This window comes from Marinomonas mediterranea MMB-1 (assembly GCF_000192865.1).
In the GTDB taxonomy this organism is placed as follows: Bacteria; Pseudomonadota; Gammaproteobacteria; order Pseudomonadales; family Marinomonadaceae; genus Marinomonas; species Marinomonas mediterranea.
Window position 1 is genome coordinate 3,136,167 of record NC_015276.1, and the last position, 14,959, is coordinate 3,151,125.

Below are 14,959 nucleotides of genomic sequence, written 5' to 3' on the forward strand. Positions count from 1 at the left end.
ACGGAAGCAAAGCATGAGCTTATTATCAGTCAAAGATTTAAATGTATCCTTCCGTATAGGGCGACAAGAACTTCCTGCTCTTATAGACATTAGCTTTTCATTGGAGCGTGGAGAGCGGATTGCTTTTGTCGGTGAGTCCGGTGCTGGAAAATCGATTTTAGGTTTCTCAATGGTTAACTTAATCACGAGACCAGGGTTTATAAAATCAGGATCAATCAAGCTCGATAAGAAAGAGATTATTGGCCTTCGACCACGTCACATGCAGGAGGTTCGGGGCAAGCGAATTGCAATGATCTTCCAAGACCCAATGATGACCTTAAACCCAGTACTAACGATTGGCCAACAATTGGTTGAAGCCATAAAAAGCCATACTAATATTACTTACCGTGAAGCAAAAAATATCGCGATAGAGAAGCTCGCTTCTGTGCAAATCGCCTCTCCTGAAAAGCGGTTTGATCAATATCCTCATGAATTATCAGGTGGGATGAGACAGCGAGTGATCATCGCGGCGATACTGCTTCTAACACCAGACATCATTATTGCAGACGAACCAACCACGGCCTTAGACGTGACCATTCAGGCAGAGATTCTTCAGCTGCTGCTAGAAATTTGTAAGAAGAACGGCGTTGCACTGATTCTAATAAGCCATGATTTAGGCATTGTCTCAAAAGTAGCAGAGCGAACACTGGTGATGTACGCAGGTCGAATTGTTGAAGAAGGTCCGACGCTTGAACTGATCAATGACCCTCAACACCCTTATACCCAAGGACTGCTAAACGCACTGCCCCAGATGTCATTACCTGGGCAGCGACTCAACCAAATTAAAGGCAGTATGCCGTCACTTTCAGATAGACCAAGTGGCTGCGCTTTTCACAATCGCTGCCCCTACGCGACAGACAAGTGCAAAACCCAGCAGCCTGAGTTCATTAACAGTGGTATTTCGACTGTTTCCTGCTTTTTGATTGAGGACATGTTCGAAGAAGAACGCGCTTCTCTGGGGGAATATTGATAATGTCGATTCCTCTTATTCAAATTAGCAACCTCGAAAAGGTTTTTACCAAAGACACTGGGCTTATTAATCGAATCCGCTTTCGAAAAGGCCAGTTCCATCGTCGTCAAGAAAGCGTTTATGCCTTAAACGGGGTTAATCTAACCATATTAAAAGGCGAAACGCTGTGCGTTGTCGGGGAGACAGGGTGCGGTAAATCCACGTTAGCGCGAACGCTTATGGGCTTAACGCCGCCAAGCGCGGGAGAAATCCATTACCTCAACGAGCGCATTGACCATCTAAACGATAAAGAGCGTCTTTTATATCGCCGACGAATGCAGATGGTATTTCAAAACCCTTATGGGTCTTTAAACCCTAGAATGACGGTCTATCAAACACTACGCGAAGCAATATCCTTTCATAACCCCCAAATGAAGACGCGTGAAATAGAGGAAAAAATAGAAGAGCTATTGGAGTCGGTAGGCTTACACGCCGACGCCGTGGATCGATACCCCCACGAGTTCTCGGGCGGACAGCGTCAACGAATTTCGCTTGCTCGCGCATTGTCTGTTGAGCCAGAATTTATTGTCGCGGACGAACCCTTGGCGGCGTTGGATGTGTCCGTTCAGGCTCAAGTCCTGAACTTGATGATGGATAAACAAGAAGAATACAACCTGACGTATCTGTTTATCACCCACGACCTTGCTGTCGTAGAACACTTCGCAACTCGCGTCGCTGTGATGTATTTAGGGCGAGTGTGTGAACTGGCATCACGAGAATCCTTGTTTTCATCGCCTAAACACCCTTATACACGGGCGTTGCTTTCCGCTATTCCTCGTTTGGATACGAATGCACCTGAGTTAATTAAACTAAGTGGTGAAGTTCCGACGCCAATGGAAAAGCCAATTGGCTGCGTTTTTCAGGCTCGTTGTCCTCACGCCACGCCACGCTGCTTTGCTGAATCGCCTGCGATGAAAGTCCAAAAAGACGGCTCAAGTGTCGCCTGCCATGCGCTTGAGGAGGGTCGAATTCTATGATTTTATTATTGATCACTCTACCTAATGTTCCTTTCCTTGCTTGCCAAAAAGGAGCCGCCCTATGGAAATAAGATGGCTCGAAGACTTTATTGCTTTGGCAAAAACGCGACATTTCTCTAGAGCAGCGGATGAGCAGAATGTCACACAGCCCACGTTCAGTCGACGAATCAAGTTGCTTGAAGAAGAAATGAAAGTGACCTTGATTGATCGTAATACACTGCCGCTGTCACTCACCCCAGCGGGTGAAGTGTTCTTACAAAGCGCAGAACTCATTACACGCCAAATACGTGATACAAAAGAGAAATGTCAGGAAATCAAAAAACTGGAAGAGTCTCGGATCAGCTTTGTTACCACACAGACATTGTTCCTTAGCTTCTATAAAGATGCGCTGGAGCCATTTTGTCAGAGCATTGATGTCTCTATGGATGTGAATATGAAATCAAGCTCATGGATTGGCGTAGACTTCATCAACTCACTAAAAGACAAGCAATCGGATTTGATGCTGTGCTTTTGGCACCCTGCTATCGATTTCTTACGGGAGCTTGACGATAACCAATATGATTATCTCGTCGTTGGTCGAGAAGCACTGTTGCCCATTAGTGCCGCAGACGTAGAAGGTGAAGCAAGGTTTGAGCTTCCAGGGTCAAGAAAACGTCCTCTTCCTTACATAGGTTATTATGATAACTCATTCTTACATCCTGTGATTCAGCATCATTTGCAGAGACAAAGAGAAGTGCCTCAACTGGAAACGCTAACGGAAAACTACAATTCTGTCAGTGTGAAAGCCTTGGTCAAAGAGGGTTATGGCATAGGATGGATTCCGGCAAGCCTACTTGAAGACACATTAAGCTACGGAAAAGTCGCACTGGCGGGCGATGAAAACTGGCACATACCGCTGGAATTGCGCCTTTATCGAGACAAACACAACCAAAGTAATAACTTGCATCAGTTTTGGCAGCAATTAAAAGACTACCTTGATAGTAAAGGACGGCTTTAACTCCGTCTATTTTGGATAATCTAAGTACATTAATGGGCGGCTCTGGTATGATGGCGCGAATGCTAACTACCTGAGTCAAAACATCGTGTCCAACTTCTCTCATTCCTTACCGCTCGCTTTACCCTCAGAACTCACCAAACTTCTCGGTGATATGGGATTTAAAGGTTTTACCCCCGTTCAAGAGCAGTGCTTGCCAGATATACTGGAAGGAAAAGATTTGCTGGCACAAGCGCAAACAGGCAGTGGTAAAACCCTCGCTTTTGCAATTGGGTTACTGTTAAGAATTAACCCGCGTTATTTTTCGACTCAAGCTTTGATCATGTGCCCAACACGTGAACTTGCCGATCAAGTGGCAAAAGAAATTCGCCGCGTTGCGCGCTTCATGAACAACATCAAAGTGTTAACGCTGTGTGGTGGAATGCCCTTTGGCCCTCAAATAGGCTCCCTTGAGCATGGCGCTCACATTGTCGTCGGTACGCCGGGTCGCCTGCTAGAGCACCTAAGAAAACGCACGCTGTCTTTACAATACCTAAACACATTGGTGTTAGACGAAGCTGACAGAATGCTAGACATGGGATTTGTTGACAGTATCCGAGAAGTCGTATTAGAAACCCCTAGTACACGCCAGACCTTGTTGTTTAGTGCGACCTATGGCGACAACATCGAAGAAATCAGTAACGAGTTCCAAAACAACCCGAGTCAAATTCAAATCGAAGTCAATCAAGACTTAAAGCCAGACATCAAGCAATTTTTTGCTCGCACTGAAAAAGCGCAAAAGTATGAAACCTTACTCGACTCTCTGGCTTACTTTGGACCACGACAGGCGATTGTTTTCTGTAATACCAAAGCAGATACGCAAGCCGTTGCCGATTTTCTCAATGAGCAAAGCGTCAGCACCGTTGCTATTCACGGTGATTTAGAACAAAAACAACGTGATCAAGTACTGGTTCGCTTTGCCAATAAAAGTGCCTGCATAATGGTTGCAACGGATGTTGCTGCACGAGGTATTGATGTCAAAGAAATTGATCTGGTTATTAACTTCGACACGACACGTGATATCGATGTACACACTCATCGCATAGGTCGAACAGGCCGAGCAGGGCACTCTGGGCAAGCCCTCAGCTTTATTACGGATAAAGACGACTACAAACTGAAAGGAATTATTGAACGATTCGATATTACACCGGAGTTTATCGATCTGCCCGAGACACCATTGTCGTACTCTCTCACACCAGAAATGGCGACCATCGCTTTTGACGCTGGCCGTAAGAACAAACTGAGACCGGGTGACATTTTAGGTGCGTTGACGGCGGGAATCGGCCTAGAAAAAAGCGCTGTGGGCAAAATCGATATTTATGACTTTCAAGCGTATGTTGCAGTGGAAGCCCAGCAAGCGCGTAAGGTGGTCAAATCCCTAGCGAACAAAAAGATCAAAGGGCGAACAATAAAGTCCCGCGTTCTTCGATAAGCACGACAAGAGCGACCAACCGAGTATGAAAGAGAGCGTATTTCAGTTTCTAAAAAGTCCGAAAGCTCAACGCGTTGGCTTCTGGATTGGTTTCTTGATCATCTCATTTGCGACCCTTCTTCCTGCCGATGAACTTCCTCCTGTACCCGGCGGCGACAAGCTACATCATATCGTCGGTTTCGGGGGCTGGGCCTTGCTTTGCTGCTTGGGCCCAATAAAACGATTCTACCGCTTCAGTGTCCTTATCATTCTTTGGGGCGGCGCAATAGAGCTAATACAACCCTATGTAAACCGTTATGGGGAATGGCTCGATTTTTTCGCTGACGCCGCTGGTGTTGTTATTGTGCTTTTTGCGACCCTCCTACTGAAAACACTCAAAAAATACAAAGAGCGCATGGCATAGAAACTGCTTAAGTAAGGTTTAAGGAAAGCAATATAGAACCAAATTAGGAGCTTATAATGTCATCTTCAGAACTCATGCATACCCAGTTTCTCAGCTCGTTATTTGATGCTGCGCTTGATGTTGCACAGCCAAATAAATGCATCCCTCGTCATCTTCCTACAAAAACCAGTGGAAAAACAATTGTTATTGGCGCAGGAAAAGCCTCAGCTGCAATGGCAAAAGCGCTAGAAGAAAGCTGGGACGGCCCTCTAACAGGCACCGTCGTTACCCGTTATGGCTATGCGGTAAAATGTGACCACATCAAAATTCTAGAAGCCGCTCACCCCGTTCCCGACGAAAACGGTCTTAATGCAGCTTACGCAATTTTAGATGAAGTCAGTGGCTTAAGCGAAGAGGATCAGGTGATCGTACTCATATCAGGAGGCGGATCAGCACTGATGCCCTGCCCAGTTGACGGGGTATCACTAAAAGAAAAGCAAGAAATCAATCAGGCACTTCTTAAATGTGGCGCAAACATCGTCGAGATGAACACCGTACGCCGTCATCTTTCTAAAATAAAAGGCGGTCAACTTGCCGCGGCTTGTTTTCCGGCAAAAGTAATGACTCTTTTGATCTCTGATGTCCCTGGCGACGATTTGCCCTCTATTGCATCTGGCCCTACAGTCGGCGACACCACGACATGCGCCGATGCCCTCACCATTATCGATAAGTATTCAATCCCAATTTCTGACACGGTTAGAGCAAATTTGCAAGCGGGCAACTATGAAACCATTAAGCCTGATGATCCAATCCTAAAAAATTGCGAAAACCACCTTATCGCTACACCACAAATGGCACTCGAAGCCGCCGCCAAGCGTGCCAAAAATCTAGGTATAAAAAGCCTGATTTTAGGTGACAGTATTGAAGGAGAAGCAAGAGAAGTCGGTAAAGTCATGGCGGGGATTGCAAAGCAAGTTCGTACTTTCAAGCAGCCAATAGAACCTCCTTGCGTACTGCTTTCTGGAGGGGAAACGACCGTTACAATCAAAGGAAATGGCGTCGGTGGTAGAAACGTCGAATATTTGCTGTCGTTAGCCATTCAACTAGCAGGAGAAAAAGGCATTTCGGCCATCGCGTGCGATACAGACGGGGTCGACGGCGCAGCGGAGTTGGCAGGAGCGCTGATGACGGACAAAACATTGGAGTTAGCCGAACAGAAATCCATCAAGCCTAGCGACTACCTAGACAATAATGATGCTCATACCTTTTTTTCAAAACTGGGGATCTCAATCGACACAGGGCCTACTTTGACCAATGTGAATGACTTTCGCGCCATTTTTATCGACAAGTAGAGACCTTTTAACAACTGCTGTACGCTCTCCGATACAGTATTAAAAAGAGTGTTAAAAAGAGACTTGAATACTCATTTATAACCCTAAATAACCGCACTTCTAGCGGATAACAGCACGTCTAGAAAGTAATGTCTCTTCTAGAAAGTTAAAAAGTGACATAACTGCAAATACATCACTTAGACATCTTAACAGCTCGAGTGTTCTATATAGCGATCTTCCTTCAAGTCTTTATAGAACAGCTCGGCTTTTAGTGGACGAGAGAATAAAAAGCCCTGATAGAAACGACAACCTAATTGGTCCAAACACTCTTTCTCCGCAACGCTACTCACCCCCTCTGCAATGACTCTAAGATCCAGCTTTTGTGCCATTGCCATGATCAGCTCAACAATCGACGTTTCGCTAGACTCTTGATGAAGGTTAGTCACAAAAGACCGATCAATTTTCAAGACATCCAAAGGCAAATTGCTCAAGTATTTTAAAGAAGAATACCCTGTTCCAAAGTCATCAATCGCAAACGTGATACCAAGCTCCTTCAAGGTCGCCATTTTTGTAGAAGCGATCTCAAAATTACGGATCAACATATTTTCGGTTATCTCAAACTCAAGCATCGAGCCCGGAATATCATGCCGTTCTAAGATTTCTATCACTCGAGCAATAAAGCTTCCTTCAATAAACTGTGACGGGCTAACGTTAATGGACACTCTCTCGAAGCACTCAGGTAACCCCGTTGTGCGCCAACCAGCCAATAAACGACACGCTTCCTCGATAACCCAAAGCCCAATTCGCTTTATTTGGCCACTTTCTTCGGCAACCTCTAAAAAATCGTTTGGGTATACCAAACCTTGAACAGGATGACGCCACCTTATAAGCGCTTCTGCCGCTGTGGTTCTACCTTTGGCATCTAACTGCGGCTGAAACCAAAGTTCAAATTGTTGTTCGGCCAATGCAACGTGAATCCCCTCTACAATAGAAAGTTGTTGACTCGCGACTCGCTGCATTTCTTGGTCAAAAAACTGGTAACCGTTTCTCCCCGCCGCTTTTACGCCATATAGTGCGGTATCGGCACGTCTAATAATGTCCAAACAGGTATTGCCTTTTTCTGGAAAAAGGGCAATACCGATACTAACCGTGCAATGCAGTACATTACCTTCAATTTCCATCGGCTCTGACAAACGCTTCAACAAGGTCGATGCAACGTCCTTCACTGCAAGTGAGCATGCCTCACGGTTTAAGCCCATGTCGGAAAGCAATACAACATATTCATCGCCACCGAATCGAGCACAGGTCGCACTCTTTGGAATGACTTCCAACACGCGTTTGCCAATCTCACATAACAGCAAATCACCGATAGAGTGACCTAGCGAGTCATTGATGGTCTTAAAACGGTCAATATCGAAATACATCACCGCGCCATGCAATTTAGTGGCCGCATGCGATTCAATATCGCGTGTGAGCATCTCAATCAGTAACCTTCGATTAGGTAACTGGGTAAGTGAATCAAAGTAAGCTAGTTTGTGTATCTGGGCTTCGGCATCATCTCTTTCTTGCCATGCTTCTTTGAAACACGTGACTAAGTCCCCCAGTTCGTCATCCCGACTATACGGGTCCTTAGTAAGTTGATTGCGTGAACTGAACTTTTCAACCCACCGAGATATGTCCATAATCGGTTTAGACAAGCCTCGATAGAGCACAATAAGTAGAATAAGTGTGAGGAGCGAGGTTGATAAAAGTCCGGTAAACGCGGTCGTAATAGCGCGACGCGCAAACCCTTTTGCGACAAAACTGACATCGACCCACACTTCCACTCTTCCAGGAAAATAGCTGTACTCTCGTAATGCTAATTTAGAAACAAAGTGATCAGGGATGTCGAGCATACTGTCGCTAAGCTGAAGTAACCAAGTCGCGGTTTCTGGTTTGTCTAACGTACTCGTTGCTAATACGTCGCCGAAATCATCAATGATAGACGCCTTATAAAAACGTTTGTCGGATACAATTGATTCAACGATATTCTTAGAAACATCTTCGTCTAGGTTATAAACAGCTTGCGTTGCGGCGTCTGTATGAAAAGAGAGAACCTTCTCAATTTCGTGGATTTGACGCGTTCTTTCATCCAACAAATCAAGATACACTTGGAGTAATGACGAGAATAAACCGATAGAAAGCGACAGCAATAAAATGTATCTAGCGTGCCGAATTGCAAGACGTTGTTTAATGCGAATACCCATACGTTTGACTGGCACCTAATTTAGATAGTGAAGTCGAATAGAATCATAGGATCCATTACTTTTAATTAATGTCAGCCCCTTACTAAACGCTTCAATAATTTCTTGGCTATGAGGGAATGCTTTGCTTACACACAATCTCAAAGCCGTCGAAGGAATATCCTTGAGGGAAGAAAAAGCCAGCTTGTGGCGAACGCCCATTAATTTTGCTTGATAGGCAGTGGTTTCCGCTCCGTTAAAAAATACATCAACGTCGCGGTATAAAAGGCTGGTAATGCCGTTTTCGATATTTTTCGTTGTATCAAATTTAACGCCATTCTTGGTCAAATCCTTAAGTAGGCCCCAATTTTCTACTCCTATTACCTTGTATTTGGACAAGTCCTTTATAGATGACACATCGTTTATATTGTGATTTGCCACGCTCACTGCGACTTGAGTGACCTGACTGATCGGATCACTAAATAACATATAGCCATTACGTTCCTGACGTATAGAGCAGCTAATTGTTCCTGCTATTAAGCCCCGCTTCATGGATTTCACAATTCTTTTCCATGGCATCACTTTTATGGACGCCTCGATCCCTACCTCTTTAAAAGCAGCGCGAACGATATCAACGTCCATTCCAGATACTTTCCCTTGGTCATCCGATTCAATGAGATAAGGTGGGTAGTCAACAATATAAAAAGTAACAGGCGAACGAGACTCAGCCCAAGAGAACGACGAAAAAACGCAAATCAGCGCAGCTAACAGAAACTTTGTCACGGTAACGGAATTCCTCATATATAATCCTTTTTCGTTACTCGATGGTCCGAAAAATCCCCTACACCAAGTAAGGTGTAATAGTTTAATCTTTGTACATTACTTGAATCTATACGAAATAAAAACAAAACAACCGAACGCAACATTACACTACACAAAAAGCGAAAATGTTAATGTTCGTAACTACTATCCCGCCTATTTCGATCAGAATAAGCAACATATGCTTACATATTGCTCACTGCCCTAATCACGACAACGTCGATTTCCAGTTAACAAATCTTATTGACAAAATATAACCATTCGGTCAAAGTTTTATTAATTATTCTGTACATTCTTGCATGAGAATTGCTTACCAAATTATAAATCAAGCGATACCTAGTTTGCTCTTCTTCAGACAAGAAGCGTGTTATAAGTATCGATTAGGACCAATTTTGAGGGTTAGGAGTCGTGTCGTGATTCAATTTTTACTCAATCAAGAACTAAGGCAGGAAGCGCATCTAGACCCTAATATGACCGTGCTTAACTACCTAAGACAGCACCTTAAAAAAACGGGAACAAAGGAAGGATGCGCATCGGGAGATTGCGGAGCGTGTAGCGTTGTTTTGGCTGAAGTCGACGGCGATAAACTAAAATACAGCTCTATCAACTCCTGCTTAACCTTTATCAGTGCTCTTCACGGTAAACAGCTCATCACAGTAGAAGACCTCAAACATCAAGGAAAACTGCACACAACACAGCAAGCGATGGCAGACTGCCACGGCTCTCAATGTGGCTTTTGCACCCCAGGCTTTGTGATGTCGCTTTTTGCCCTACAAAAAAGCCATAAAGAGAACCAAGACGGGCAAACAGATAACGCTGAAATTCAAGAAGCGCTGGCAGGGAATCTCTGTCGATGCACTGGATACCGCCCTATTATAGAAGCCGCCAAACAAACTATTCAGAGCGCCGAAGACGATCAATTCGATACTAGCGAACAAGACACGATCGCGCGCTTAAAAACGCTTTCACCAACGGACCCAGCAGTTCTTACAGGTAACGGCAGAGAAGTGTATTTACCGACTACCATAGACCAAGTCAGTGAGCTTCTAAATAATCACCCAAATGCGAAACTACTTGCGGGTGGAACCGATCTCGCTCTTGAAGTAACGCAATTCAATCGCGCTATCGAGTCGCTTATATACTTAGGCAATGTATCCGCATTAAACAAGATAGAAGACTCTTCGGACTCTAAAGAGATTAAAATTGGCGCCGCAACGCCGTTATCAGATTGCTATTCCGTGCTGGCAACGTATTTTCCAGATTTTGGCGCTTTGCTTCATCGGTTTGCTTCTCTTCAAATTCGTAATCAAGGTACATTGGGAGGCAATATTGGCAATGCTTCCCCCATAGGTGATTCGCCTCCACTTCTTATTGCGCTCGGCGCCTCTATTGTACTCAGAAGCCACAAAGGTACTCGTACCCTCTTGCTTGAAGACTTCTTTATCGATTACAAAAAGACGGCGTTGGCGAACAACGAGTTTATCGAAACGATTGTGATCCCGAAACCAAACACCCAAAGTACCTTTAAGGCGTACAAAGTCTCTAAACGCTTAGACGACGACATCTCCGCGGTATGCGGCGCATTTAACATTGAACTCAGTAACAACAAAGTCTCTACGGCGATATTAGCATTCGGTGGTATGGCGGCGATTCCTAAGCGTGCGACCTCAGCTGAAGCCAGCTTACTGGGTAAAGAATGGCGTTCAGAAACCATTGAAAGCGCATGTAAAGCACTCGCAACTGACTTTTCTCCGTTGTCAGACTTTCGAGCCAGCCACCAATACCGCACACTGGTCTCTCAAAACCTATTACGAAAGTACTTTATAGAGAGCTCTATTGAGCAAAGTGCGGAACAAAGCACACACTCTAGCGCTTATGATGCCCTAGCCTACGACGCAACCAGAGTAACGTCCTATGTCTAATCATTCTTCTCCTAAACTCAGTCAGGCACAGCTCGAAGCTCAATTTAAAGGTGAATTGAAAACCGGTGTTGGCCGTGGAATAAAGCACGAAAGCGGAGACAAGCATGTCAGCGGCGAAGCGCTTTACATTGACGATAAACTCGAGTTCCCTAATCAACTCCATGTAAGCGTACACACCAGTACCGAAGCACACGCCCATATTATCAACATCGATTCGAGTGGTTGTTTCGATGTAGCTGGCGTGGTTCGCGTCTTTACGGCGAAAGATGTGCCGGGTGAACTTGATGTGGGCCCAGTACTCGCAGGTGATCCACTTCTGGCTGAAAACATCGTCGAGTACTATGGACAACCTATCGTCGCGATCGCTGCTACGTCCCATGAAGCCGCCACTCTGGCCGCGCAAAAGGTAAAAATAGAGTACGAACCGCTTCACGCCATCCTCGATGTAAAAGAAGCATTAGAAAAAGAACACTTTGTACAAGACAGCCATCAGCTGGTCATCGGTGACAGTAGCACAGCGCTAGACAGCGCCAAATACCGCATGAAAGGCGAACTGAATATTGGTGGGCAAGAGCACTTCTATTTAGAAACTCAAGTAGCCTCAGTAATGCCAACCGAAGATGATGGCATGATCGTCTTCAGCTCAACTCAAAACCCCACGGAAGTCCAAAAACTTGTCGGTTCCGTTCTGGGTGTGCCAATGAATAAGGTCTTAGTCGATATGCGCCGTATGGGCGGCGGTTTTGGAGGAAAAGAAACACAAGCGGCTCCGATTGCCTGCTTATGTGCCGTCGCCGCTTATCTAACCGGACGCCCAGCAAAAATGCGTTTACCGAGATCCCTCGATATGTCGATGACAGGGAAACGCCACCCATTTTACGTTCGCTACGATGTCGGTTTTGATGACGACGGCAAAGTACTAGCAATGAACATGGACCTTGCGGGAAACTGCGGTTACTCTCCCGATTTATCTGGCTCTATTGTCGACCGCGCGATGTTTCACGCAGATAACGCTTATTTTATTGAACACGCTACGATTACAGGCTATCGATGCAAGACCAATACGGCGTCGAACACCGCTTATCGCGGCTTTGGCGGGCCGCAAGGCATGGTTCCTATGGAAGAGATTCTGGACGCCATCGCTCATAAGCTTGGCAAAGATCCCTTAGCCGTTCGCCAGCTGAACTACTATGGCAAAGGTACTCGTAATATCACGCCTTATCACCAAACCGTCGAGCACAATATTTTGCCAGAGATGACGGAAGAGTTAATCGCAAGCAGCGACTACTATGCTCGCAGAGAGGCGATCAAACGCTTTAACGACAATAGCCCCTATCTCAAAAAAGGCTTGGCGTTTACGCCTGTTAAGTTTGGTATTTCCTTTACGAACTCTTTTTTGAACCAAGCAGGCGCTTTGATTCATGTTTATACCGATGGCAGTATCCATTTGAACCATGGCGGTACCGAAATGGGTCAAGGTCTAAACACCAAGGTCCAACAGATCGTTGCTGAAGTATTTCAGGTCGAAGTGGATACCATTCAAGTCACCGCCACAAATACCGAAAAAGTCCCTAATACCTCACCGACTGCCGCTTCGTCTGGAACGGATTTAAATGGTAAAGCTGCACAAAATGCAGCACTAACCATTAAGCAGCGCTTAATCGAGCTTCTTTGTACAAAGTTTAGAGTGACAGAGAAAGAAATAGAGTTTAAGAATGGTCAAGTAAAAGCCGCCGACCATTACTTATCGTTTAAAGAGTTGATCGAACTCGCTTATGTCAGCCAAGTATCGTTATCCTCAACTGGATATTATAAAACACCAAAGATCTTTTACGATCGAGAAAAGGCCGCTGGCCGACCGTTTTATTATTTTGCCTATGGGTTAGCCTGCTGTGAAGTAATCGTTGATATACTAACGGGCGAATATAAATTTACCCGAACGGACATCTTGCACGATGTCGGCGCGACGTTGAATCCCGCCATTGATATAGGTCAGATTGAAGGCGGCTTTGTTCAAGGTATGGGTTGGCTCACGACAGAAGAATTGGTGTGGAACGATAAAGGCCGTCTTATGACAAACGGCCCAGCCAGCTATAAAATCCCAGCCATTGCCGATATGCCTGTTGATTTACGCGTTAACCTTGTCGAAAGCAGAAAGAACCCTGAAGACACGGTATATCACTCTAAAGCCGTCGGCGAGCCACCGTTTATGCTTGGTATTGCCGCATGGTGTGCGATAAAAGACGCGGTCGCTTCAATTGGGGATTATAAAATTCACCCAAACATTGACGCACCCGCGACACCTGAACGAGTTCTAATGGGAATAGAACAACTCAAACAGGACATGGCTGGCTAATTTACCGTTCGAGACAGCCCTTACAATAGACAGATTTAAAGAGAATACAATGACAACGAAAGCATGGCGCTCTTCCATCATCCACTGCATCGCAGACCCTTCTAAAGTCGGCAATGACAAGGCTTACGACTATTATGAAGATGGTATCTTAGTGGTTGAAGATGGCATTATTAAACAACTTGGCGCGGCTAATGACCTCCTTGCGACACTTGACCCCGATGTAGAAGTAGAAGAACACCCTGACGCGCTGATTATGCCGGGCTTTATCGACACCCATATTCATTACCCTCAGACCGATATGATTGGCGCATACGGCGAACAACTTCTAGAGTGGCTGAATAAATACACCTTCCCAGAAGAGAGTAAATTCAAAGACAAGGAACACGCTACCGACGTTGCCGAACGCTTCACTAACGAGTTGCTTCGAAACGGTACCACGACCGCACTGGTGTTTGGCACGGTACACAAAGAATCGGTTGATGCGTTTTTCGAAACAGTCGAAAAGCAAAACCTAAGAATGATCTGCGGCAAAGTCATGATGGACAGAAATGCACCAGATTACCTGACAGACACACCTCAAAGTAGCTATAAAGACAGCAAAGCTCTCATTGAACGCTGGCACGAAAAAGGCCGCCTTCATTATGCGGTCACCCCCCGTTTTGCGCCCACCAGCACACCTGAACAGCTGCATCAGGCAGGCAAACTACTAAAAGAATTTGATCGTTTATACCTACACACCCATTTATCTGAAAACGTAGACGAATGTGAGTGGGTCAAATCACTGTTCCCTGACAGTGACAACTACCTCGATGTGTACGATAAACACCACCTACTGGGAGAACGTTCTGTTTTCGCACATGGTATTCACTTATGTGACAGCGAATATCACCGCTTACACGACACTGGCTCAGCCATTTCATTCTGCCCAACGTCCAACTTATTTATTGGCAGCGGCTTATTTAAGCTGGATAAAGCAGAAGAGCATAGTATCAATGTTGGGCTTGGTACAGACGTCGGTGGAGGCACGAGCTTCTCATTACTGACCACGCTTGGTGAGGCCTACAAAGTGATTCAGTTACAAGGAGAAAATCTAAGCCCAATCAAGTCTCTGTATCTTGCTACATTAGGAGGCGCAAAAGCCTTACGATTGGAAAACAAGATAGGCACTCTAAAACCAGAGACAGAAGCGGACTTTGTGATTTTAGACAAACAAGCTACACCTCTTATTGCGAACCGCTTAGCAAATGTAAAAGACATCGAAGAGGCACTGTTTATCTTCATGACTCTAGGCGATGACAGAGCCATCAAGGAAACGTACTCTATGGGCGAAAGAGTCTATGCTAAGACGATAATGTCTTAAGCCATTTTTACCATCAGTTCCGAATCTGGCTAGCGCCGTTTCTCAACCAAGATATAATGCAAAGCATATTTTGACTC

11 protein-coding genes are annotated in these 14,959 nt (G+C 45.3%); 9 read left to right on the forward strand and 2 right to left on the reverse strand.

Annotated elements, in window-relative coordinates; all coding sequences use genetic code 11:
- Positions 1-13: 13 nt before the first annotated feature.
- The 6 genes from MARME_RS14375 (at position 14) to MARME_RS14400 (ending at position 6,224) form a co-directional block, all read left to right on the forward strand.
- A complete protein-coding gene (locus MARME_RS14375; protein ID WP_013661990.1) occupies positions 14-1,009 on the forward strand; it encodes an ABC transporter ATP-binding protein in 996 nt (331 codons plus the stop codon).
- 2 nt (positions 1,010-1,011) lie between these two features.
- Positions 1,012-2,025, forward strand: a complete 1,014-nt coding sequence (locus tag MARME_RS14380; protein WP_013661991.1) for an ABC transporter ATP-binding protein — start codon at positions 1,012-1,014, stop codon at positions 2,023-2,025.
- Between the two features lie 61 nt (positions 2,026-2,086).
- Entirely contained in the window at positions 2,087-3,022 is a 936-nt protein-coding gene (locus MARME_RS14385) for a LysR family transcriptional regulator (protein WP_013661992.1), read from the forward strand.
- An 85-nt stretch (positions 3,023-3,107) separates the two neighbouring features.
- Complete coding sequence (gene dbpA, locus MARME_RS14390) at positions 3,108-4,490, forward strand: ATP-dependent RNA helicase DbpA (RefSeq protein WP_013661993.1); 1,383 nt, start codon at positions 3,108-3,110, stop codon at positions 4,488-4,490.
- Between the two features lie 25 nt (positions 4,491-4,515).
- Entirely contained in the window at positions 4,516-4,893 is a 378-nt protein-coding gene (locus MARME_RS14395; RefSeq protein WP_013661994.1) for a VanZ family protein, read from the forward strand.
- A gap of 56 nt (positions 4,894-4,949) precedes the next feature.
- Positions 4,950-6,224, forward strand: coding sequence for a glycerate kinase type-2 family protein (locus MARME_RS14400; protein ID WP_013661995.1), 1,275 nt, complete (start codon positions 4,950-4,952; stop codon positions 6,222-6,224).
- A gap of 185 nt (positions 6,225-6,409) precedes the next feature.
- Here MARME_RS14400 and MARME_RS14405 read toward each other — a convergent pair whose 3' ends face one another.
- Positions 6,410-8,449, reverse strand: coding sequence for a putative bifunctional diguanylate cyclase/phosphodiesterase (locus MARME_RS14405; protein ID WP_013661996.1), 2,040 nt, complete (start codon positions 8,447-8,449; stop codon positions 6,410-6,412).
- A gap of 15 nt (positions 8,450-8,464) precedes the next feature.
- A complete protein-coding gene (locus MARME_RS14410; RefSeq protein WP_013661997.1) occupies positions 8,465-9,226 on the reverse strand; it encodes a substrate-binding periplasmic protein in 762 nt (253 codons plus the stop codon).
- A gap of 431 nt (positions 9,227-9,657) precedes the next feature.
- On the opposite strand from MARME_RS14410, the gene xdhA reads away from it, so the two are divergent.
- From xdhA to guaD, 3 genes are read left to right on the forward strand one after another with little or no spacing between them, the layout of a single operon-like run.
- Complete coding sequence (gene xdhA, locus MARME_RS14415) at positions 9,658-11,166, forward strand: xanthine dehydrogenase small subunit (RefSeq protein WP_013661998.1); 1,509 nt, start codon at positions 9,658-9,660, stop codon at positions 11,164-11,166.
- Positions 11,159-13,522: a xanthine dehydrogenase molybdopterin binding subunit gene (gene xdhB / locus MARME_RS14420; RefSeq protein WP_013661999.1), complete on the forward strand. Its 2,364-nt coding sequence runs from the start codon at positions 11,159-11,161 to the stop codon at positions 13,520-13,522. The genes xdhA and xdhB overlap by 8 nt, the downstream gene beginning before the upstream one ends.
- Before the next feature lie 49 nt (positions 13,523-13,571).
- Positions 13,572-14,882, forward strand: coding sequence for a guanine deaminase (gene guaD / locus MARME_RS14425; protein ID WP_013662000.1), 1,311 nt, complete (start codon positions 13,572-13,574; stop codon positions 14,880-14,882).
- Positions 14,883-14,959 lie beyond the last annotated feature (77 nt).